At 55.6% G+C, this 22,837-nt stretch carries 20 protein-coding genes and 1 pseudogene; 15 read left to right on the top strand and 6 right to left on the bottom strand.

Annotated features, from left to right (window positions below; genetic code table 11):
* The first annotated feature begins 39 nt into the window (after positions 1–39).
* The 9 genes and pseudogenes from hxsB (at position 40) to clcB (ending at position 9,413) form a co-directional block, all read left to right on the top strand.
* On the top strand, positions 40–1,497 hold the full coding sequence (gene hxsB / locus ACOTYN_RS02710) for a His-Xaa-Ser system radical SAM maturase HxsB (protein ID WP_332956341.1): 1,458 nt from the start codon (positions 40–42) through the stop codon (positions 1,495–1,497).
* Positions 1,494–2,732, top strand: a complete 1,239-nt coding sequence (hxsC, locus tag ACOTYN_RS02705; protein WP_332956339.1) for a His-Xaa-Ser system radical SAM maturase HxsC — start codon at positions 1,494–1,496, stop codon at positions 2,730–2,732. Before hxsB ends, hxsC begins: the two co-directional genes overlap by 4 nt.
* A 60-nt stretch (positions 2,733–2,792) precedes the next feature.
* Positions 2,793–3,394: pseudogene (locus ACOTYN_RS02700) on the top strand (glutathione S-transferase family protein).
* Positions 3,395–3,550: 156 nt separating this feature from the next.
* Entirely contained in the window at positions 3,551–4,294 is a 744-nt protein-coding gene (locus ACOTYN_RS02695; protein ID WP_014883641.1) for a YoaK family protein, read from the top strand.
* A 273-nt stretch (positions 4,295–4,567) separates the two neighbouring features.
* Complete coding sequence (osmY, locus tag ACOTYN_RS02690) at positions 4,568–5,278, top strand: osmoprotectant ABC transporter permease OsmY (protein WP_032636727.1); 711 nt, start codon at positions 4,568–4,570, stop codon at positions 5,276–5,278.
* Positions 5,279–5,296: 18 nt separating this feature from the next.
* A complete protein-coding gene (gene osmX, locus ACOTYN_RS02685) occupies positions 5,297–6,196 on the top strand; it encodes an osmoprotectant ABC transporter substrate-binding protein OsmX (RefSeq protein WP_063434169.1) in 900 nt (299 codons plus the stop codon).
* Between the two features lie 8 nt (positions 6,197–6,204).
* Complete coding sequence (gene osmW, locus ACOTYN_RS02680; protein ID WP_014883638.1) at positions 6,205–6,852, top strand: osmoprotectant ABC transporter permease OsmW; 648 nt, start codon at positions 6,205–6,207, stop codon at positions 6,850–6,852.
* Positions 6,852–8,000 carry an osmoprotectant ABC transporter ATP-binding protein OsmV gene (gene osmV, locus ACOTYN_RS02675; protein WP_332956337.1) on the top strand — a complete coding sequence of 383 codons (1,149 nt, stop codon included), beginning with the start codon at positions 6,852–6,854 and terminating at the stop codon, positions 7,998–8,000. The genes osmW and osmV overlap by 1 nt, the downstream gene beginning before the upstream one ends.
* A gap of 102 nt (positions 8,001–8,102) precedes the next feature.
* On the top strand, positions 8,103–9,413 hold the full coding sequence (gene clcB / locus ACOTYN_RS02670) for a voltage-gated ClC-type chloride channel ClcB (protein WP_117581854.1): 1,311 nt from the start codon (positions 8,103–8,105) through the stop codon (positions 9,411–9,413).
* Here clcB and bioD read toward each other — a convergent pair.
* The 3 genes from bioD to ACOTYN_RS02655 all read right to left on the bottom strand — a co-directional run bounded on the left by bioD (position 9,348) and on the right by ACOTYN_RS02655 (position 12,420).
* Positions 9,348–10,043 (bottom strand): dethiobiotin synthase, encoded by a 696-nt coding sequence (gene bioD, locus ACOTYN_RS02665; protein WP_014883635.1) that lies wholly within the window; start codon positions 10,041–10,043, stop codon positions 9,348–9,350. The two genes, clcB and bioD, sit on opposite strands and share 66 nt — an antisense overlap.
* Positions 10,044–10,173: 130 nt before the next feature.
* Complete coding sequence (mlc, locus tag ACOTYN_RS02660; protein WP_332956334.1) at positions 10,174–11,394, bottom strand: sugar metabolism global transcriptional regulator Mlc; 1,221 nt, start codon at positions 11,392–11,394, stop codon at positions 10,174–10,176.
* Positions 11,395–11,514: 120 nt separating this feature from the next.
* Positions 11,515–12,420: a LysR family transcriptional regulator gene (locus ACOTYN_RS02655; protein ID WP_014883633.1), complete on the bottom strand. Its 906-nt coding sequence runs from the start codon at positions 12,418–12,420 to the stop codon at positions 11,515–11,517.
* Positions 12,421–12,541: 121 nt separating this feature from the next.
* On the opposite strand from ACOTYN_RS02655, the gene ACOTYN_RS02650 reads away from it, so the two are divergent.
* Positions 12,542–13,795 (top strand): MFS transporter, encoded by a 1,254-nt coding sequence (locus ACOTYN_RS02650; RefSeq protein ID WP_023337217.1) that lies wholly within the window; start codon positions 12,542–12,544, stop codon positions 13,793–13,795.
* A gap of 75 nt (positions 13,796–13,870) precedes the next feature.
* On the opposite strand, the gene ACOTYN_RS02645 is transcribed toward ACOTYN_RS02650, so the two are convergent.
* The 3 genes from ACOTYN_RS02645 to ACOTYN_RS02635 form a co-directional block, all read right to left on the bottom strand.
* Positions 13,871–15,262 (bottom strand): APC family permease, encoded by a 1,392-nt coding sequence (locus ACOTYN_RS02645; protein ID WP_014883631.1) that lies wholly within the window; start codon positions 15,260–15,262, stop codon positions 13,871–13,873.
* Positions 15,252–15,437 (bottom strand): hypothetical protein, encoded by a 186-nt coding sequence (locus tag ACOTYN_RS02640; RefSeq protein ID WP_418251745.1) that lies wholly within the window; start codon positions 15,435–15,437, stop codon positions 15,252–15,254. The genes ACOTYN_RS02645 and ACOTYN_RS02640 overlap by 11 nt, the downstream gene beginning before the upstream one ends.
* Positions 15,438–15,618: 181 nt before the next feature.
* Positions 15,619–17,037: a glutamine synthetase family protein gene (locus ACOTYN_RS02635; protein WP_032636739.1), complete on the bottom strand. Its 1,419-nt coding sequence runs from the start codon at positions 17,035–17,037 to the stop codon at positions 15,619–15,621.
* A gap of 226 nt (positions 17,038–17,263) precedes the next feature.
* Here ACOTYN_RS02635 and puuD point away from each other — a divergent pair, with 226 nt between their 5' ends.
* From puuD to puuE, 5 genes are all read left to right on the top strand, one after another.
* Entirely contained in the window at positions 17,264–18,016 is a 753-nt protein-coding gene (gene puuD, locus ACOTYN_RS02630; protein ID WP_196238017.1) for a gamma-glutamyl-gamma-aminobutyrate hydrolase, read from the top strand.
* A 25-nt stretch (positions 18,017–18,041) separates the two neighbouring features.
* Positions 18,042–18,599, top strand: a complete 558-nt coding sequence (puuR, locus tag ACOTYN_RS02625) for an HTH-type transcriptional regulator PuuR (RefSeq protein ID WP_013096835.1) — start codon at positions 18,042–18,044, stop codon at positions 18,597–18,599.
* A 155-nt stretch (positions 18,600–18,754) separates the two neighbouring features.
* Complete coding sequence (gene puuC / locus ACOTYN_RS02620) at positions 18,755–20,248, top strand: aldehyde dehydrogenase PuuC (RefSeq protein WP_332956330.1); 1,494 nt, start codon at positions 18,755–18,757, stop codon at positions 20,246–20,248.
* Positions 20,245–21,525, top strand: coding sequence for an FAD-binding oxidoreductase (locus ACOTYN_RS02615; RefSeq protein ID WP_332956327.1), 1,281 nt, complete (start codon positions 20,245–20,247; stop codon positions 21,523–21,525). Before puuC ends, ACOTYN_RS02615 begins: the two co-directional genes overlap by 4 nt.
* Positions 21,526–21,550: 25 nt before the next feature.
* A complete protein-coding gene (puuE, locus tag ACOTYN_RS02610) occupies positions 21,551–22,822 on the top strand; it encodes a 4-aminobutyrate transaminase (RefSeq protein WP_071922281.1) in 1,272 nt (423 codons plus the stop codon).
* Positions 22,823–22,837 lie beyond the last annotated feature (15 nt).

Here is a 22,837-nt window from a genome sequence, read left to right as displayed (position 1 = left end):
CTAACATCCTTGATCTCAGTATACAGGACATCATGCACAATGAGCGTTAGATTTAAATCTCCCGATGAGTTTGCTTCTCAGTCATATCAACTACTTCCATTCAGATTCAGCCAACTGGATGACGGAAATTATTTCCTTTCGACTGATTATGGCGAGTGGATGTGTATTAGCCCTTCACAACTTACTACACTCATCAATAAGGAGAAGATTGAAGATGAAACGCTTTGGTATGAACTGAAGGCCAAACACATGGTCAGTAACGGAATTGATGACAACCAGATCGCTTTACTCTCCTCCCGATACAGAACAAAGAAATCATTCCTGGAAAACTTTTCTCAGCTCCATATTTTTGTCCTCACCGTTCGCTGTAACAACTCCTGCGTCTATTGTCAGGCCTCTCGTAAGAGCTGCCAGTCCGATCAATCTCGTTATGATATGAGTCCGGAGACCCTTGAAAAGAGTATTGATTTATTCTTATCTATGCCTTCAGACAAGCTTACGCTTGAATTTCAGGGGGGAGAGTCCACGCTGAATATGGGCCTCATCCGTCAGGCCATCGCCTTGGTCAACAGGAAAAATACCCGAAAAGATATTCAATTCGTGGTTTGTACTAATTTGTGCGAGTTGAATGACGAAGATCTCGACTTTTTGCTAGAGCATAATTTTTCAATCAGCACATCGCTTGATGGCCCTCAGGCGTTGCATGATGCTAACCGTAAATATGCAAAATCAGGTGCATGGAGTGCACTCATTTCAACGCTTAATAAAATCAAACGGCGTGATGCGTTTGACAGAGTTAGCGCACTGATGACAACGACCCGGCCAAGCCTTGATATGGCTGAAGAGATTATAAATGAATATGTAAGCCATGGATTTCGGAGTATTTTCATCCGCGAACTTAATCCTTATGGCTTCGCACAGAAATACTTCCATAAAATCGGGTATACCACGGAACAATTTCTGGCGTTTTATGAGAAGTGTCTCGATTACATCATTCGCATTAATCACGATGGAATTGCATTTCGCGAATCCTATGCTGCATTGATCATGAAAAAGCTCATGACGCCTTGGGCAACAGGATTTGTGGATCTTCAGTCCCCCTGTGGATCTGGTTTTGGGGTCACACTGTATAACTATGATGGAAACATCTACCCAAGCGATGAAAGCCGAATGATGTCAGAAACGGGCGATCAGCATTTCAAAATGGGGAGTGTTTTTGAGAATAGCCCAGAAGAACTTTTCTTTGGCTCAGTCATGCAAGAACTCGCCTCTGCAGGAGTCAATGACTGCCTGCCCGTCTGTTCTGACTGTGCGTTTGCTCCCTACTGCGGCGCAGACCCTGTACGCCGCTATCAGGTAACAGGTTCAGTTTATGGCCATCCCGGTAAAGACGATTTCTGTTTAAAAAACAAAGGTATTATTTCGATGATTATTAAACGATTTGTTGAAGGCGATCGCGAGACCCGTCGTATTCTGATGCAATGGGGAATGAAATGAAAACACGATGCACTGACGATACGCTTTTTCTTTCTACTCAGGCAGAAAGCATCTGGCACCTGAAGGCAGCACTATTTGGTAAAGTCGCTGTCGAATTAAATCAAATCGCAGCGGATAGCATTGTCTTTCTGACCTCCGGCAAATCTATACCAGTGTCAGCATTGCCCTCTGCACGCGCAATCATTTGTACAAAGAACAATCCGAACTTTGAAGACTTAATCGCCCAGGGGGAGACACCGGTTATCGTCGTTTCAGAAGAAACTGTTTTCAGTGAGGGCGATGTAATAACCATCAGCGAGCGGGGGCGGATCCATCGCTTATTTCGTGCAAGCTCTAAGAACAACGCATTCCTGGTGACTGAAGTTTGCAACAACCTCTGTGTAATGTGCCCGCAGCCTCCTAAACCGGAAGCAGCAATTAACCAGGGTGATATTGAGCAGCGGATCCTAAAAACTCTTGCCCTGATTGATGATAAGCACTTTCCGGAAGCACTCTGTATTACGGGGGGGGAACCGACAATGTTAAACGAAGGATTGCTTCATATTATTGAGGCGATTTCAGAAAGAAACCAACAGACGTTAATACACTTGCTGACGAATGGCCGCTACTTATGTCAGGGGAACTATACAGCGCGTCTGGCACAGAAAAGTAATCATCATTTGCTCGCCGGCATCCCCCTTTTTGGTCATGTTTCAGAGATTCACGACTATGTTGTTCAATGCGAAGGGGCATTTGATCAAACAATGGCCGGTTTGTTAAATTGCTACAAACACGGGATTGACATTGAACTGCGCGTTGTACTGAACAAAGTAACGGTAAAATATTTAACTGCGCTGGCAGAATTTATTTCCCGAAATCTCTTTTTCGTTAAGCATGTTGCGCTTATGGGCATGGAGAACATGGGATATGCAAAACTGAACCGGGAAGCCGTATTTATCGATCCCTGGGAGTATAAGGATACGCTATCCGCCACCATCGAGATTTTTCAGTTATATGGTATTGATGTAAGGGTCTTTAACCTTCCTTTATGTATTGTTAACGAAGACACACGAGCCCATTGCAAACAGAGTATCAGCGACTTTAAGAATAGCTGGAGCCCTGTTTGTACCTCCTGTATGAAACGCGACGCATGCTGCGGTTTTTTCAGTTCCTCGACGGATAAATTTTGGTTATCCAACCATATCAGTCCTTTTGTTACAGACCTGGAGAGAAAACACCCGAGTTTTGGAGGTTGAATTCTGTTCAAGCCAGTGTGTTGTTTTAGATCGTTCATACCCTTAAAGGGCACCAGCACTATGCTAAAGATCCTCGGCCAAACCACCTGCATCAACGTGCGCAAAGTGCTCTGGATCTTCGAGATGCGGGCATCGACGGGCAGCAGGAAGATGACGGCAGCGGTTTTGCCTCAACGGAAACGGATGCTTTCCGAGCCCTGACCCCCAATGCCATCGTGCCGGTACTGATCGATGACGATTTCGTACTGTGGGAATCTAACGCCACCTGCCGTTATCTGGCGCGCAAAGCCGGACGTCGCGATCTTCTGCCCGCAGAGTCACAGCTCTGAGCCAAAGTTAAGAGCTGGATGGACTGGCTGGCGACCGAACTTAACGACGCCAGGCCCTATATCTTCCCAGCGCTGTGGCGTAACAACCCTGGCTTTAACGACCCTGAGCGCATTGCGGCAGGAATAAAAGAGTGGAACCACTGCATCACCATTCTGGAAAGCCAACTGCAGCGCATCGCTCTTACCCTTGCGGATGTGGTGCTTAGGCTGTCGGTGAATCGATGGAAAATAACGCCGTTTGATAAACCCGACGCGCCCGCGATTGAGGCCTGGTTTGAACACCTTAACCAGCGACTGGCATTTTTGCATCATGGAAATAACGGCGTAGCGTGAGGTTTCAGTTTGGAATACTTTTCGTAAGGATATTTTATTTAATTACTAAACCCTCAACGTCGCCAGAGGGAATAATAATTAAGCAATATCCTGGACAGCCCGTCGACACGCTTTGCTAGCCTGATTATTCAGGCAAAGCTCACCCCGGAGGTATTCTTGCTGATTAAACTCAAGAAAGAACGAACGCACCAGGAGGATCGCCGGCTTGCTCTCTGGCTGGCGACCTCAGCAGGTTTGCTCAACGCCATCGCCCTTGGGGCCTTTGGCTTTTTCCCCTCTCATATGACCGGCAACACCTCACAATTATCCAGCGAAGTCTCCTCCACCGATCTGAGCGATATCATTTTCTTTGGCTCGATTATTCTCTCCTTTGTGGCGGGTGCAATCCTTGCGCGTCTTATCGTGATATGGGGCATTATCCATAACGTCAGGCTGGTTTTTTGCCAAATCCTTTTTGTCGAAGGGATATTATTAACCGGCGTATCTCTCTACGAGATGTATTTCCATGCGCTCACCAGCAACCGCGAGATTATTATTTTCCTGTGCTGTCTGATGGGCATTCATAATTCAACCTCCACACAGCTTTCCGGCGGACGGGTGAGATCGACGCACATTACCGGCACGCTGACGGACGCGGGAATTTCCCTGGCCTCCGTCACGGTTGCCATGCTTCGCAGGGATTACTCCAAAGATACCGCGGCACAAAAAAGTCAGTTGAAAACCCACTTAACCACCCTTTTCTCGTTCATTACCGGGGGTATCGCCGGGTTACTGCTCTTCAGATGGGTTGGCTTCAACGCCATGCTGGCGCTCGGGTTGATGCTCTCCGTTGTCGCGACCGTATCGATTATCAGTATCTCAGTGCGTGTTCGCCGTGTACGCCCCCTACTCAGCAGATAAAGCTCTCAGGCAGGGTGACAGGAACATCGCGATACGTGACCCTGTCACTTTATGGGCTGCGCTTTAGGACTATTCTGCCTGCGCCATATTCAGCCCTTACGCCATAAGGCCTGACTTAAGGTTGTCACGCTTTTCATAGGGTTACTGATTTTCCCCCTTCGCTGGAACCCTTCCCAAACGCTTGCTATAGGTCAGTTACCCCTGCCGAAACATGGCATAACAACAGGCAACCGGTGGTTGCTATAACGCATGCGCACAGGGAGACACACCGCAATGCACCCATTACTCAAACGTTCGCTGCTGTTTGTTGGCGCGATTATCGTGGTTCTTGCCCTTCTCATCTGGGGGATCGGACTTGAGACAATCAAGGCGCGTCAGGTTGACCTGATTTATCTCGGGCAACAGCACATGATACTGGTTTTCTCGTCGATGTTTTTTGCCCTGCTGGTCGGTATTCCGGCCGGTATCCTGCTGAGCCGCCCGGCCGCGCGGGGTATCGCCGAATATGTGATGCAAATTTTCAACGTGGGTAACACGCTGCCACCGCTGGCCGTGCTGGCCCTGGCGATGGTGGTGATTGGCATCGGCGATACGCCCGCCATCATCGCGCTGTTTCTTGCCTCGCTGCTGCCCATTGTGCGCAATACTTACGCGGGACTGTGTTCCGTTCCGGCCTCGTTACTGGAAGCGGCAAACGGGATCGGGATGACCAAATGGCAGCGTCTGCGTCAGGTTGAATTGCCCAACGCCTGGCCCGTCATGCTCTCCGGGATCCGCATCGCCACCGCCATCAACGTCGGTACCGCGCCGCTGGCCTTCCTGATTGGTGCCAGCAGCTACGGTGAGCTGATTTTCCCCGGCATCTACCTGAACGATTTTCCGACCCTGATCCTCGGCGCGGCGGCCACCGCCCTGTTCGCCCTGATCCTCGATACCCTGCTGGCGGCGCTGGGTCGCGTGATGAGCCCCCATCTCGCTCAATAACAATAACAAGGAGCTTTTATGAGACTGTTTTCCGGCCTGACGGCGCTGTGCGCCGCGGCGCTCTTCACCAGCCAGGCAATAGCAGCCCCGCTGATCCTGGCAACCAAAAGCTTTACCGAGCAGCATATTCTCTCGGCCATGACCGTGCAGTATTTACAGAAGAAAGGATTCCAGGTACAGCCGCAAACCAATATCGCCACGGTGATTTCCCGTAACGCGATGATCAACAAACAGATTGATATGACCTGGGAGTACACCGGCACGTCATTAATCATCTTTAACCACATCAACAAACGCATGTCGCCGCAGGAGTCTTACGAGACGGTGAAACGCCTGGACGCAAAGCACGGTCTGGTATGGCTTAAACCCGCTGACATGAACAATACCTATGCTTTCGCCATGCAGCGCAAGCGCGCCGAGGCGGAACATATCAACACCATGTCAGAGATGGTGGCGAAGATTGAGCAGATCCGTAAAACCAACCCGGACAAAAACTGGCTGCTGGGCCTGGACCTGGAATTTGCCGGGCGCAGCGACGGCATGAAGCCGCTGCAGGCCGCCTATAACATGACGCTGGACCGCCCGCAGATCCGTCAGATGGACCCGGGACTGGTCTATAACGCGGTGCGCGACGGCTTTGTCGACGCCGGTCTGATTTACACCACCGACGGGCGCGTGAAGGGCTTTGACCTGAAGGTGCTGGAAGATGATAAAGGCTTCTTCCCGAGCTATGCGGTCACTCCGGTGGTGCGTAAAGACACGCTGGAGGCTAATCCGGGTCTGGAAGAGGCGCTCAATACCCTCTCCGCCCAGCTCAACAACGACGTTATCACCGAGCTGAACAAGAAGGTGGATATCGACCATCAGTCACCGCAGCAGGTCGCCCGTGATTTCCTGCGTAGCAAACAGTTGCTGTAGGAGGCGCTATGGATACCGTTCACTACATCCTGGATAACTGGGACTATCTGTTAACCCTGACGCTGCAGCACCTGTGGCTGGTGGCGCTGGCCGTGGGTTTAGCCATCCTCATCGGCGTCCCACTGGGCGTTCTGATTGTCCGTCATAAATGGCTGGCAACGCCGGTACTGGGCATCGCTACCATCGTGCTGACCATTCCGTCCATCGCCCTGTTTGGTCTGATGATCCCGCTCTTTTCGCTGATCGGTCAGGGTATCGGTGCCCTGCCCGCGATTACGGCGGTGTTTCTCTACTCGCTGCTGCCGATTGTACGTAACACCCATACGGCGCTCGACAGCCTGCCGCCGGGGCTGCGTGAAGCCGGACGGGGCATCGGCATGACCTTCTGGCAGCGTCTGCGCTGGGTGGAAATCCCGATGGCGCTGCCGGTAATTTTCGGTGGGATCCGTACCGCCGTCGTCATGAATATTGGCGTGATGGCGATTGCCGCGGTAATCGGCGCGGGTGGCCTGGGCCTGCTGCTGCTCAACGGTATTGGCGGAAGTGATATTCGCATGTTGATTGCGGGCGCGCTGATGATTTGTCTTTTAGCTATTGTGCTCGACTGGCTGCTGCACCGTTTGCAGGTGGTTCTGACTCCAAAGGGGATTCGATAATGATAAAACTGGAAAACCTCACCAAACACTTTTCACAGAAGCACGGCCAGACCTTTAAGGCCGTCAATAACGTCAACCTGAACGTTCCCGAAGGGGAAATGTGTGTCCTGCTCGGCCCGTCCGGCTGTGGGAAAACCACGACCCTGAAGATGATTAACCGCCTTATCACACCCAGCAGCGGAACAATCCTCATTAACGGTGAAGACACCAGCGGGATGGACACGGTGACCCTGCGCCGCAATATTGGCTACGTGATCCAGCAGATTGGCCTGTTCCCGAACATGACTATCGAAGAGAACATCACCGTTGTACCGCGCATGCTGGGCTGGGATAAAGCGCGCTGCAAAACCCGCGCCGAAGAGCTGATGGATATGGTGGCAATGGATCCGCGTAAGTTTCTTAGCCGCTATCCGCGCGAGATGTCCGGCGGCCAGCAGCAGCGTATCGGCGTCATCCGCGCCCTGGCGGCGGATCCTCCGGTACTGCTGATGGATGAACCGTTCGGCGCGGTGGACCCCATCAATCGCGAGGTGATCCAGAACCAGTTCCTGGAGATGCAGCGCAAGCTGAAGAAAACGGTGATGCTGGTCAGCCACGATATTGATGAAGCCCTGAAGCTCGGCGACCGAATCGCGGTCTTCCGTCAGGGGAAAATCGTGCAGTGTGCCAGCCCGGATGAACTGCTGGCAAAACCGGCCAACGAATTTGTCGGCTCGTTTGTTGGTCAGGACAGGACGCTGAAGCGGCTGCTGTTGGTCTCCGCAGGAGACGTCACCGACCAGCAGCCGACCATTACGGCGCGGAGCTCTACGCCGCTTCCTGAAGCCTTTGCCACGATGGACGACAATGATATTCGCGCAATTACCGTGGTCGACGAGCACGGAAAACCGCTCGGCTTTGTGAAACGTCGCGAAGCGCGCAACGCCAGCGGTACCTGTGCCGACATCCTGCATCCGTTCCGCATGACCGGCAAGGCGGAAGACAACCTGCGCGTCGTGTTGTCACGTCTGTATGAAAGCAATACCAGCTGGATGCCGATCGTGGATGAGGACGGGCGTTACAACGGCGAGATTTCGCAGGACTATATTGCCGAGTACCTGAGTTCCGGGCGTACGCGTCGGGCACTGAATATTCATAGCGACAGTTAACCCTTCTGGCCGGGCCTCGCCCGGCGCTTTCGCACGCATACCTTTTGCTAACCCCGCGATTTCCCGCCACAATATTGTATCGTTCCCCTGTAATCGCGACCCATGCAACGTCTTCATGCTTACCCCGACATCCGGGCGATGTTTCGCCGACTGTTGATTGCCACCGTCACCGGCGTGCTGGCGGCGCTGGCCGTTGCGGTGTTTCGTCACAGCATGTACCTGCTGGAGTGGCTGCTTCTCAGCAACGACAGCGGTAGCCTGGTGAATGCCGCCGCATCGCTCTCGTCCTGGCGGCGCGCGCTGACGCCTGCGCTGGGTGGGCTGGCCGCCGGGGTACTGCTCTGGGGATGGCAACGACTGACCGCCCAGCGGCCTCACGCGCCAACCGATTACATGGAGGCGCTGGAGACCGGGGACGGCCAGTTTGATTACGGTGCCAGCCTTGTAAAATCCCTGGCGTCGCTGCTGGTCGTCGCCAGCGGAAGCGCCATCGGGCGCGAAGGGGCCATGATCCTGCTTGCCGCTCTCGCCGCCTCCTTTTTCGCTAGCCGTTTTACGCCCAAATCCGAATGGAAGCTCTGGATCGCCTGTGGTGCCGCGGCCGGGATGTCCAGCGCTTATCATGCCCCCTTAGCCGGAAGCCTGTTTATTGCAGAGATTCTGTTTGGCACGCTCATGCTGGCCTCACTCGGCCCCGTGGTTATTGCGGCGGTGGTGGCGCTTCTGACCACACGCCTGCTGGCACCTGGCGCCAGCACGCTCTATGAGGTCCATCTGAGCGGCATACTGACCGCGACAGATTATGCCCTGCTGGTCGCCATGGGTCTGCTGGCAGGTCTTTGCGGGCCCCTGTTGATGTGGCTGATGACGTTTAGCCACGGACTGTTTCTGCGTCTCAAACTTTCGCCGCCGTGGCAACTGGCGCTGGGGGGGTTGATCGTCGGGCTGCTGTCCCTCCTCACGCCGAAGGTATGGGGGAATGGCTACAGCGTGGTTCAGGCTTTTCTGCTCGCCCCGCCGCTGCTGTCGGTGATTGCCGGAGTGTTTATCTGTAAATTGCTGGCGGTACTGGCCAGCAGCGGTTCGGGTGCACCGGGCGGCGTGTTTACGCCCACGCTGTTTGTCGGCATGGCGACGGGGATGCTGTTTGCGCAGCTTTTCGCGCTGTGGTTACCGGGTTCTGAGACGGCAATATTGCTGGGACTGGCGGGAATGGCAACGCTACTTGCTGCGACCACGCATGCGCCCATTATGTCGGCGCTGATGGTCTGTGAAATGACCGGACAGTATGTTTTACTGCCCGGTTTACTGGTCGCCTGTGTGGTGGCGTCCGTGCTGTCGCGGACGTTACGCCACGACTCGATCTACGGCCAACACGCCGCCGAGGGCAGAGAGATCGATGTACTGCGCTAACTCGCGCTGCTCGGCACGAGGCAGATAAGGCAGCTCACCCACCAGCGGCCCAGGCAGTTTGGCGCTCAGCACGTCGATGATCTCCGCGTAGTGCGCCAGGCCCGGGTTGATACGGTTTGCCACCCAGCCCACCAGCGGCAGGCCGTCATTGGCAATCGCCTGCGCTGTCAGTAGCGCATGGTTGATACACCCTTCCTGGATACCCACCACCATCACCACCGGAAGCTGTTCCTGGACGACCCACTCAGAGAGCGGACGCAAATCATTCATCAGGCTGCGCCAGCCGCCCGTCCCTTCGACCACCACGTGATCAACCTTCTCGCTCAGGTTCGCCAGCCCATCGGACAGCAGGGGATAATTAATCAGACCGCTGTGCGCCACGCTGCTCTCCTCTTCGCTTAAGGCAATGGGATTGACCGCCTGATAAGGCAGTTCCAGCGACGAGACGCTTTGCAGCACCAGGGCGTCTTTATTACGCAATCCCTCTGGCGTCTCTTTACTCCCTTTTGCGACCGGTTTGTACCCTGCCACGCGTTTACCGCTTGCTGCAAGCGCCTGCAGCAATGCGCGGGATACGACGGTCTTGCCGACAGAGGTATCTGTACCAGTAACAAAGAAACGCTTAAGCATGACTCACTCCACCTCTTGGGTATGCTTCGAAAATATAAACCAGGTAAATAATTCAGTGGAGGAAGTCTACGGGATGCGTGCGCTACCCGGCTTGAGATAGCGCAATTTTTCGTACATCTGCGGAAAAGAGTTAACCCTGTAACAGGCGGATAAGCAGCGAGCCGTTATACATGGCATCTTTGACCAGCGCCGCACCTGCCATGGTGCCCTTGTTAGAGAATTGGGTGCTTTCCACCGCAATATTCTTGCTGTAGGCGGGAAGCGACTGCTGATGGATACAGGCCGAGATCGCCGGAAAGAGGATCTCCGCCGCCTGGCTGAGCGGGGAGCCAATCAGGATTTTTTGCGGGTTAAAGAGGTTCACCATAATCGCCAGGATGCGGCCAACGTTATTCCCCACCCCGGTAATAATATCCTTCGCCAGCAAATCTCCCTGACGCGCGGCGGCGCAGAGGGAATCGACCGTTAAGGGTTGGCCGTGCAGCGAGGAGCTCATGGACTGGCTGAGCCTGACCTGCGCCAGCTCCAGCACGCTTTCTACACTGGCAATAGTCTCCAGGCAGCCATGGTTCCCGCAGTAGCAGCGCTTCCCGTACGGGTCGACCTGAGTGTGCCCGATTTCCACCAGGCTGCTGCTCCCGGCGTGAAGAAGACGCCCGTCGGTGATGACACCCGCCCCAACGTTATGGTCGATCACCACCTGAATCACATCACGCGCACCGCGCGACGCGCCAAACAGGGCCTCCGCCATGGTCCAGGCACTGATGTCATGCTGAATATAGACCGGCACGCCGGTATGGTTTTTCAGCACCTCTCCCAGCGGCATCTCTTTAACATCGTCGTAAAACGGCATGCGGTGCACGATGCCGTTTTCGGTATCAATAATGCCCGGCATGGTGATGGCGATTGCCGTTAAGCGTTCCAGCCGCTGCTGATGGCGGATAAAGAAGTTATCGATATGGGAGACAATGGCATCGAGGAGCGATTGTTCCGCGTTGAGCGGCAGCTCAAGCCGATCCTCCACCACCAGTTTGCTGCTCAGATCGCGCAGCGCGAGGAAGATCTCCCCGCGACTGATGCGCAGTGACAGGTAATGCCATGCTTCCGTCTCAACCACCAGCCCGACCGCCGGACGGCCACGGCTGCCCGGCTCCTGAATTTCCGTCTCCTGGACCAGGTGCGCTTCCAGCATTTCACGGACAATCTTGGTGATACTGGCAGGTGCCAGCTGTGCCAGGCGCGAAAGATCGATACGCGAAACCGGACCAAGCTGATCAATCAGGCGGTATACCGCGCCAGCGTTGGTCTGCTTAATCTGATCAATGTGCCCTGGCTGACTATCAGCAACCACCTCGTACTCCCTTATTTTCGAGCTTCGAAATAAACTTTGGGCTATGGTGAAGCACTTCCATAGCTGTCGTCAAATATTTACTTAGCTCTGTGATTTACCGCACATTTTTATCCCTTTTCCCTACCGGTTTTGCCCACCTGAAGCGCTGATTAACTGCTGTTTGAAGCGCTGCGCGGCGTGGCTCTGTTCACGATGTTTTGACCAGACCAGCCACATCTCGGAAACGGCATCCTCTTCGGCGATGGGAACCCAGCGCATTTCGCGCAGTTGTACCCGTTTAAAGGAGGCCGGAAGAATAGAGACCCCCAGTCCGGCGGCGACCAGCCCAATAATGGTCATCGCCTCGCCCACCTCCTGGGTGATAACCGGAGCAAGATCGTAGCGACGCATCAGTCCCAGAATGTCGTCATACAGGCCCGTTCCGACCTGAGGATCAAAAAAGACAAAGGGTTCTTTTGCCAGCTCTGCGAGCGATACCGCCGGACGCGAGGCCAGCGGGTGGTCAAGGGGGATCATAGCCATCAGGGGTTCATGCAGAATCACCTGCCACGCCAGCGTGTCCGGCAGCTGCGTATTCCGCATCAACCCCAAATCCAGTGCGCCTTCATTCAGCGGTGCAATTTGCTCGCGGGTATTAATTTCGCGCGTCTGAATATGCACATCCGGGAAATGGCGGCGGAATGAGGAAAGCGTCTGGGAGACGGCGCTGATAAAGGGCGCAGACGACGTAAACCCGATTCGCAGCTCACCGGCTTCTCCGAGGTAAAGCCGCTCTGCACGGGCGGCGGCGTCATCAACCATGCTCAGGATTTGTCGGCTGTCGGTCAGAAACTGCTTACCCGCCGCCGTCAGGCTCACGCTGCGGTTGGTGCGGGCCAGAAGGCGCGCGCCAACCTGCTGTTCGAGGATTTGAATCTGCTGGCTTAACGGGGGCTGAGAGATATTCAGCCGTGCCGCCGCGCGGCCAAAATGCAGCTCCTCAGCAACGGCGACAAAGTAGCGAAGATGACGCAGTTCGATATTCATATTTTTAAAGTATCATTTGAGATAATTAATATATTAGACAGAATATTTACATTTTCCTACCCTGATCGTGTGGTCATACCCGTCACCCGAAATCACGGGGATGTTTAAGCAAGGAAACTGTGTGAGTCGTACAACCTCCATTGATATCTCTCCGGCAAGCGATATCAATGATTTACCCGTAGCATCGCAGCCGGTCCAGTTCATTAAACGTGGTACTCCCCAATTTATGCGCGTTACCCTGGCGCTCTTTTCGGCCGGTCTGGCCACGTTTGCCCTGCTCTACTGCGTTCAGCCGATCCTCCCCGTTCTCTCCCATGAGTTTGGCGTATCGCCCGCCAGCAGCAGCGTTTCGCTCTCGATTTCAACCGCGATGCTGGCAATTGGCCTGCTCTTTACCGGCCCTTTGTCCGACGCCATTGGCCGTAAACCGGTGATGGTCACTGCCCTGATGCTGGCCTCGGTCTGTACGTTGCTCTCGACCATGATGACCAGCTGGCACGGCATTCTGGTGATGCGCGCGCTGATTGGGCTGTCGCTCAGCGGCGTGGCCGCGGTCGGGATGACCTATCTCAGCGAAGAGATCCATCCGAGCTTCGTTGCCTTTTCGATGGGGTTGTACATCAGCGGGAATTCAATTGGCGGCATGAGTGGGCGTCTGCTGAGCGGGGTCTTTACGGACTTCTTTAGCTGGCGTATTGCGCTGGCGGTTATCGGGTGTTTCGCGCTGGCATCTGCACTGATGTTCTGGAAAATCCTGCCGGAATCACGCCATTTCCGCCCGATTTCTCTGCGCCCGAAAACGCTGTTTATTAACTTCCGTTTGCACTGGCGTGATAAAGGGTTGCCGCGCCTGTTCCTGATGGGCTTCCTGCTGATGGGGTCATTCGTCACGTTGTTTAACTATATTGGCTATCGCCTGATGCTTTCGCCGTGGCATCTGAATCAGGCCATGGTCGGTTTGCTTTCTGTGGCTTATCTCACCGGCACGTGGAGTTCGCCGAAAGCCGGGGCGATGACCGCACGCTTCGGCCGCGGGCCGGTCATGCTGGTCTTCACAGCGGTAATGCTGCTCGGCCTGCTGTTGACGCTCTTCTCCTCACTGTGGCTGATTTTTGCCGGGATGCTGCTCTTCTCCGCCGGGTTCTTCGCCGCGCACTCGGTCGCCAGCAGCTGGATTGGCCCGCGCGCGCGTCGAGCCAAAGGACAGGCATCGTCGCTGTACCTGTTTAGCTATTACCTGGGATCCAGCATCGCCGGGACGCTGGGGGGCGTGTTCTGGCATCACTACGGCTGGAACGGCGTGGGCGGGTTTATCGCCCTGATGCTTTGTGCCGCGCTGCTGGTGGGGGCAAGTCTTCATCAACGGTTGAGATAATAAACGTGCGGGCTGATGTCCGGTAAGACGCACGAGCGACCTAAACGGCACCAGCGTACTGGTGCCGTTTATCGTTCAGGAATCCCAGGCCTGCTCTATCTTACCGGCTTCAAACTGCGGAGGCGGTTTTCGGAAACGGCGCGTTAGCCATGTCAGGTAAAGGATCCCCAGTGCCGCCCAGATGAGGCCAAGCGTCAGGGACGTCGCTTCGAGGTTTATCCACAGCACGCCGACCGTTACCGCCCCAATAAGCGGCAGCAGGAGATAGTGGAAACGATCTTTCCACGTTTTGTTTAGCCCCTTACGTCGCCAGAAATGGTTGTACACCGAGAGGTTAACAAACGTAAACGCCACCAGTGCGCCAAAGTTGATCAGCGCCGTTGCGGTCACGAGGTCAAAGTACAGCGCCGACAGGGCCACTATCCCCACCATAATGACGTTCAGGGCCGGGGTACGCCATTTCGGATGCACATAACCAAACACCCGCTCCGGAAAGACGTTGTCACGCCCCATCACATACAATAACCGCGAGACGCTGGCGTGCGAGGCCAGGCCCGAAGCCAGCGTATTGACAAAGGTGGTACATAAAAACACCGACTGGAAAAGCTTACCACCCACGTACAGTGCTATTTCCGGCAGCGCGGCATCCGGGTTCTTAAAGCGCGCGATGGTCGGGAAAAAGAGCTGCATGAAGAACGAGGCAATAATGAATATCAGCCCGCCATACAGCGCGGTCAGGAAAATGGCTTTGGGAATGACCCGTGCCGCGTTTGGCGTCTCTTCCGAAAGCGTGGTAACCGCATCAAAGCCGAGGAAAGAGAAGCAGACGATGGTCGCGCCGGTAATAATAGGGATCAGATGTGCGTTCTCACTGATAAACGGCTGGAGCGACCAGACGGTGCCGACCCCTTCTCCCTTGTGCAAGCCATGCACCACGAGGATGACAAACACCACCATAATCGCGACCTGCACCAGCACAAACAGGGTATTAAAGTTGGCGACCAGGTTAACACTCTTCAGATTCGCCAGCGTCAGGATCGTCACAAACCCCACCACCCAGACCCACGGCGGGACCTCAGGGAACATCGCGGAAAGGTAGATCTTTGCCAGCAGCACGTTGATCATCGGCAGGAAGAGATAGTCCAGCAACGATGACCAGCCGACCATAAAGCCCACGTGGGGTCCAATCGATTTCTGCGTGTAGGTATACGCGGAGCCCGCTTCCGGGAACTGCCGTACCAGTTTACCGTAGCTGATGGCGGTAAACATGACGCCAGCCAGCGCCAGGAGATACGAGGCGGGCACGTGGCCGTTGCTGATACCGGACACAATACCGAAGGTATCAAACACGGTCATGGGGGTGAGGTAAGCCAGCCCCATCATCACCACCTGCCAGAGCTTAAGGGAACTGCGCAGTCGGGTTCTGCCGGCCATGCCCGGCGCGTCAAGAGACGTGTTAGTCGCCATATACCGTCCCCCCCATGCTTACCGTGGTTTGCAATCGCGTTGACCTTAACGCAAACCTGCTTAGCAAAGGGGGAAGTTGTGAAGAACAAACGCGACCGTACCAGCGCACCGTCTCTGGCTCGCATTCACCATGGAAGCCTGACTGGCCCCCTTCGCCCTGCGGATAGTTGAACATCTGCATCATTTCCTACCTCGTCACACAGTGTCGTTAAGAAAGTCCCTGTGCCGCCTGCGCTCCATAACGCGACTCCCGGGAGATAGCTGGCGTGCCAGCGAACAGTTCGGCCAGGCTCCGCGCAGGCCGTATGGTGATACGTATGAGATGAAACAAAGCGGCCCCTTACCGGGGCGCGTTATCAGGCGTTTTTCAGCATCCACTCGATTTCTGTTTCGGTAATCAGGCGTTCAAACTGCAGTAATTCATCATTTTTGCAGGCGTGATACACGTGGCAGAAACGTTCGCCCAGCCGCTCGCGGAGGCGATCGTTTTGCATAAACTCCCACAGCGCATCACTCTGACGAATCGGGAACGGCAGTCCGTCCTGCTCCAGACCATTGCCTTCAACCTCTTCCTGCAGCGGTAAATCGTTATCCAGCCCGTGCAGAATGCCGGCAAAAATCGCCGCCATCACCAGATACGGATTCGCGTCTGCCCCTGCCACCCGGTATTCGACACGATGGTTATGGCGATCGCCGCAGGGAATACGCAGGGCAACCGTGCGGTTGTTGTGTCCCCACGACGCCTGCGTCGGCACGTACATACCCGGCTGGAAACGGCGGTACGAGTTGACGTTCGGTGCCAGCAGCGCCATGGACGCTGGCATCAGATCGATCATCCCGGCCAGCGCGCGTTTCAGCAGCGCGGAATCCTCGCCGCTGGCGTCCGCGAGCACGTTTTCGCCTCTGTTGTTTTGCATACTGATGTGGATATGCATCCCGCTGCCCGCATGCTCTTCATACGGCTTCGCCATAAACGTGGCATGCATCTTATGTTTTTCTGCCATCTGCCTGACGAGACGTTTTAGCGCCAGCGCATCATCACAGGCATCAAGCACGTTTTCCGTATGGTGCAGGTTAATTTCAAACTGACCCGGCGAGGCCTCAGCCACTGCGCCATCGGCGGGGATCAGCTGCAGCTGCGCCAGTTCGTCAATGTCGTTCAGCACGTCAGCAAAGTGGTTGAGATTATCAACCGAGTAGACCTGGCTTTGCGTGTTACGCACGTCGGTGCCCGGCGCGCAGGGTGGCTGCAGATAGCCGTCGGCATCGCGATTCCGATCAAGTAAATAGAACTCCAGCTCTACCGCTACCACGGGGAACAGACCGCGCTGGCGCAACTGCTGCCAGAGCCGGTTGAGTACGTTCCGCGGCTCAACGTCAAAGGGAGCGCCATCTTCATCGACCATGGTGAGCTGCACCTGACCAATGTATTCCGGGTCCGCAGCGGACGGTGTCAGGGTGCCCGGCACCGGCACACAAACACAGTCAGGCTCGCCGAGCTCCTGCCCCAGCCCCGCCTCTTCCACCACGTTACCCAGAATATCCATGGCGAACACCGACGCCGGGAAATAGCAGCCTTTTTCGAGTTTGTTCAGTCCGGCAACCGGAATACGTTTACCGCGAAAACAGCCGTTCAAATCGGTCAGGAGGACATCAATAAACTGGGTGTTCGGATACTGCTCTAAATAGCGCTTCACCTCCTGCGTAAAGGCGCTGCCCCGCCTCTCATCCGTGTAGTGAACAAAGTTCTCAACTTCTACGATATTGGTTTCCATGATTTACCACCGTTTTTGGGATTTGCGTTCGCTGCTCAGGACTGTCAAATATAATGTCCACCCTATCGAATCTGTATGCAAATAAATTGTTTGTCAAATGTTAAATTAAGTTTGCAAAAGGCAGATCTCGTTGCTAGATTGAGAAAATATTGAACGAAAAGGCCGTTTTACAGGTGAAACTGGCCTAAATTTAGTCCACTTTGTGAGGGCGATCATGGAAAATATAATGAACAAGCCAGTCATTGGCGTGGTGATGTGCAGAAACAGGCTTAAGGGTCATGAGACCCAGACCCTGCAAGAAAAGTACCTGAATGCCATTATCAATGCGGGGGGCTTACCCATTGCCTTACCGCATGCGCTGGCAGAGCCAGAGTTGCTTACCACTCTGCTGCCAACCCTGGACGGGATTTACCTGCCGGGCAGCCCAAGTAATGTGCAGCCGCACCTTTATGGTGAAAACGGCGATGAGCCTGACGCCGATCCCGGGCGTGATCTTCTGAGTATGGCGCTGATTGCCGCCGCGCTCGAAAGGCGCATCCCCATTTTCGCCATCTGCCGGGGGCTGCAGGAACTGGTTGTTGCGACGGGAGGGACGCTGTATCGTCGCCTGTTCGAGCAGAATGACCTGCTTGAGCACCGGGAAGATCCTGAACTGCCGGTTGAGCTACAATACGCCCCGTCTCATGAAGTTCAGGTTCAGGAGGGAGGACTGCTGTCTCAATTAATACCAGGCTGTAACACATTTTGGGTAAACTCGTTACACGGGCAAGGTGCACGAACGTTAGGACCACGGCTTCGCGTGGAGGCCCGCTCGACGGACGGGCTGGTTGAAGCGGTCAGCGTGCATGACCATCCTTTTGCCCTCGGCGTGCAATGGCACCCCGAATGGAACAGCAGCGAGTACGCCCTGTCACGTATGTTGTTTGAAGGTTTTATCACCGCCTGTCAAAGCCACATTGCCGAGAAGCAACGACTTTGACCACTACCGTAAAGGAAATGCAACTATGAGCGATGACGGACTGGCGCCAGGGAAACGTCTGTCTGAGATCCGCCAGCAACTGGGTCTCTCGCAGCGGCGTGCCGCCGAACTGTCTGGGTTAACACACAGTGCCATCAGCACCATCGAGCAGGATAAAGTCAGTCCTGCCATCAGTACGCTTCAGAAGCTGCTGAAAGTCTATGGGCTGTCGCTCTCGGAATTCTTTTCGGAACCGGAAAAACCTGATGAACCGCAAGTGGTTATTAATCAGGAAGACCTTATCGAAATAGGCAGTCAGGGGGTTTCGATGAAGCTGGTTCACAACGGAAATCCGAACCGTACGCTGGCGATGATTTTTGAAACTTACCAGCCTGGAACCACGACCGGAGAGAGGATCAAACATCAGGGTGAGGAGATCGGTACGATACTGGAAGGTGAAATTGTGCTGACCATTAATGGCCAGCCTTATCACCTGGTTGCGGGGCAAAGCTATGCCATTAATACCGGCATACCGCACAGCTTCAGCAATACCTCGGCAGGCATCTGCCGCATTATCAGTGCCCACACCCCCACCACGTTCTGATGACCACTCAGCCCCGGCGTAAAGACTTACGCCGGGGCAAATAAAAACGATCAATGTCGGCATTTTACGGGTTAATCCCCGGGATGCCTCACGGCTTCGTATTGCCTGAAACGGCCATGCCTTTATTTATCTGATTGCGAAAGAAAGGAGTGAATATGCATTTTCAGCACCTGACTTACTGGCAGGATAAAGCAAAAAACAGTGCCATTGAGACCCGGTTATTTATTAACGGTGCCTATTGTGACGCCGCCGATAAGGCCACGTTTGAAACCGTCAACCCCGCAACCCGTCAGACGCTGGCGAATGTGGCCCGGGGCAAGCAGGCGGACGTAGACCTCGCGGTTCAGGCTGCGCGTGAGGTATTTGACCGTGGCGACTGGTCGCAGGCGTCACCGGCGCAGCGCAAATACGTTCTCAATAAGTTCGCCGATTTGATGGAACACCACGGCGAAGAGCTGGCCTTACTGGAAACCCTGGACACCGGTAAACCCATCCGCCACAGCCTGCGCGACGATATTCCCGGCGCGGTGCGCGCCATTCGCTGGTACGCCGAAGCGGCGGATAAAGTCTACGGCGAAGTGGCGCCTACGGGTCCGGACGAGCTGGCGATGATTGTGCGCGAACCGATCGGGGTTGTCGCCGCCATCGTTCCCTGGAACTTCCCGCTGCTGCTGGCCTGCTGGAAGCTGGGCCCGGCGCTGATCGCGGGCAATAGCGTGGTATTGAAACCGTCCGAAAAATCGCCCCTCACCGCCCTGCGGCTGGCCGGGCTGGCGAAAGAGGCGGGCCTGCCGGACGGCGTGCTGAATGTGATAAGCGGTTACGGCCACGAGGCGGGCCAGGCACTGGCCCTGCATCCGGACGTTGAGGTGCTGACGTTTACCGGCTCTACCCGTACCGGCAAGCAGCTGTTGAAGGACGCAGGCGAAAGCAACATGAAGCGCGTCTGGCTGGAGGCTGGCGGCAAGAGCGCCAACATTGTCTTTGCCGACTGTCCGGACCTGGACAAGGCCGTGAGCGCGACCGCCGCCGGGATTTTTTATAACCAGGGGCAAGTGTGTATCGCCGGGACCCGCCTGCTGCTTGAGGAGAGCATCGCCGATGACTTTCTGGCAAAGCTGAAATCGCAGGCCCGCCACTGGCAGCCGGGCGATCCGCTCGATCCCGACAGCACGATGGGAATGCTCATCGACGCCGCGCACGCCGATACCGTTCACACGTTTATTCGCGAGGGCGCCCGGAAAGGTACGCTGCTGCTGGACGGGCGGGCACAATCCTGGCCTTCTGCGGTAGGTCCAACCATTTTTGTCGACATCGACCCTGCCTCCCCGCTGTGCCGGGAAGAGATTTTCGGGCCTGTTCTGGTCGTCACCCGTTTTAAAACCGAAGAGGAAGCCTTAACGCTGGCCAACGACAGTGAATATGGGCTTGGCGCGGCGGTATGGACCCGCGACCTCTCCCGCGCACACCGCATGAGCCGTCGCCTGAAAGCAGGCTCGGTCTTCGTCAATAACTATAACGACGGGGATATGACCGTACCGTTTGGTGGCTATAAGCAGAGCGGCAACGGCCGCGATAAGTCTCTGCACGCGCTGGAAAAATTTACCGAACTGAAAACCATCTGGATTGCCCTGGAGCCTCAATCATGACCGAACATACCACCAGCTATTATTCGGCCAGCGCGAACGCGTACGAACCATTCCCGACGCTTAGCGAATCAATCAGCTGTGACGTGTGCGTGGTAGGCGGCGGCTATACCGGCCTCTCCTCCGCACTGCATCTCGCTGAAATGGGCTACGACGTGGTGCTCCTTGAAGGGGCGCGCATCGGCTTCGGTGCCAGCGGACGCAACGGCGGCCAGCTGGTTAACTCCTACAGCCGCGATATCGACGTGATTGAGAAAAACTATGGCCCCGATGCTGCCAAAGTCCTTGGGAGCATGATGTTTGAAGGCGGGGAAATCATCCGGGAGCGTATTCAGCGCTATCAGATCCAGTGCGACTATCGTCCCGGCGGGCTGTTTGTTGCCCTGAACCATAAGCAGCTGGAGACGCTGGAAGAGCAAAAAGCCAACTGGGAACGCTACGGCAACACGCAGCTGGAGTTGCTGGATGCCAGCGCGATCCGCCGGGAAGTCGACAGCGAACGCTATACCGGCGCGCTGCTGGACCGCAGCGGGGGACATATTCATCCGCTCAACCTGGCGATCGGCGAAGCGGACGCCATTCGCCTTAACGGCGGGAGTGTGTATGAACAATCCCCGGTGACCGCCATTCAGCACACCAGCCCGGCCGTGGTAAGCACGCAGCATGGTCAGGTGACGGCCCGCTATGTGATCGTCGCCGGAAATGCCTATCTGGGCGATAAGGTCGAACCAGAACTGGCAAAACGCAGCATGCCCTGCGGCACCCAGGTGGTGACCACCGCCCCACTGCCGGAAGAGGTCGTCCGCACGCTAATCCCCAATAACTACTGTGTTGAAGATTGCAACTACCTGCTGGACTACTACCGTCTCACCGCCGACAACCGACTACTGTACGGCGGTGGCGTAGTCTATGGCGCGCGCGATCCGGACGATGTCGAGCGTCTGGTGATGCCAAAGCTGTTGAAAACCTTCCCTCAGCTGGCAGGGGTCAAAATCGACTACCGCTGGACGGGCAACTTCCTGCTGACCCTGTCGCGCATGCCGCAGTTTGGTCGTCTGGATAAAAACATCTACTACATGCAGGGCTACAGCGGCCACGGCGTGACCTGCACCCACCTGGCCGGACGGCTGATTTCGGAACTGCTGCGCGGTGACGCAGAGCGCTTTGATGCGTTTGCCAACCTCCCGCACTACCCCTTCCCGGGCGGTCGCAGCCTGCGGATTCCATTTACGGCGATGGGCGCGGCGTATTACAGCCTGCGCGATCGTCTTGGCGTTTGATCATTTCGACAAAAGGGTATCTGACATGAGTAACCAGGAATTTCATCAGCGCAGACTTTCGGCCACCCCGCGCGGCGTAGGCGTAATGTGTAATTTCTTTGCCCGCACGGCGGAGAATGCCACGCTTACCGACGTGGAAGGCAATGACTATATTGATTTCGCCGCCGGGATCGCGGTACTGAATACCGGCCATCGTCATCCTGAAATGGTGGCCGCAGTGGAAAAACAGCTGCACCAGTTCACCCACACGGCCTACCAGATTGTGCCGTATGAAAGCTACGTTTCCCTGGCCGAAAAACTTAACGAGCTGGCCCCGGTACAGGGCCCGGCTAAAACCGCGTTCTTCACGACGGGCGCGGAAGCGGTGGAAAATGCCATTAAAATCGCCCGGGCCCACACCGGCAGGCCTGGCGTGATTGCCTTTGGGGGAGGTTTTCACGGCCGAACCTATATGACCATGGCGTTAACCGGCAAGGTCGTGCCTTATAAGCTGGGATTTGGCCCCTTCCCCGGGTCGGTTTATCACGTACCGTATCCCTCCGAGCTGCACGGCATCACGACGCAGGATGCCATCACGGCGATAGAGCGCCTGTTCAAAGCAGATATTGAGGCGAAACAGGTAGCGGCGATTATTTTTGAACCCATTCAGGGTGAAGGCGGATTCAACGTCGCGCCGCCAGAGCTGGTGGCCGCCATCCGCCGCATCTGTGATGAGCACGGGATCGTGATGATTGCCGATGAAGTGCAGAGCGGTTTCGCCCGTACCGGTAAGCTGTTTGCCATGGACCACTACGCTGACAAGCCTGACCTGATGACGATGGCTAAAAGCCTGGCAGGCGGAATGCCGCTGTCCGGCGTGGTGGGCCGCGCTGAGATCATGGATGCACCAGCCCCCGGTGGACTCGGGGGAACCTATGCAGGCAATCCGCTTGCGGTGGCCGCCGCGCACGCGGTGCTGAATATTATCGACAACGAGTCACTGTGCGCGCGCGCCTGTCACCTGGGCGATCGACTGAGCGCCACGCTGGAGGAGATTCAGGGTACCTTCCCTGCGCTCGTGGCGATTAGAGGAAGAGGATCGATGATTGCGGCAGAGTTTTTTGATCCCGAGAGCCGTGAACCGTCGGCCGCCATCGCGCAGGCGATTCAGCAAAAGGCACTTTCCCGGGGCCTGCTGTTACTGATCTGCGGCCAGTACGGAAACGTGATCCGCTTCCTTTATCCGTTGACCATTCCGGATGCCCAGTTCACCCAGGCGCTGGCGATCCTGCAACAGGTTATGCGTGATAAGGCATAAGTGCCCACTGAGAAC

The organism is Enterobacter cloacae complex sp. IR5458 (assembly GCF_049238025.1).
Classification (GTDB): domain Bacteria; phylum Pseudomonadota; class Gammaproteobacteria; order Enterobacterales; family Enterobacteriaceae; genus Enterobacter; species Enterobacter kobei.
This window is presented reverse-complemented; position numbering and strand designations above follow the sequence as displayed.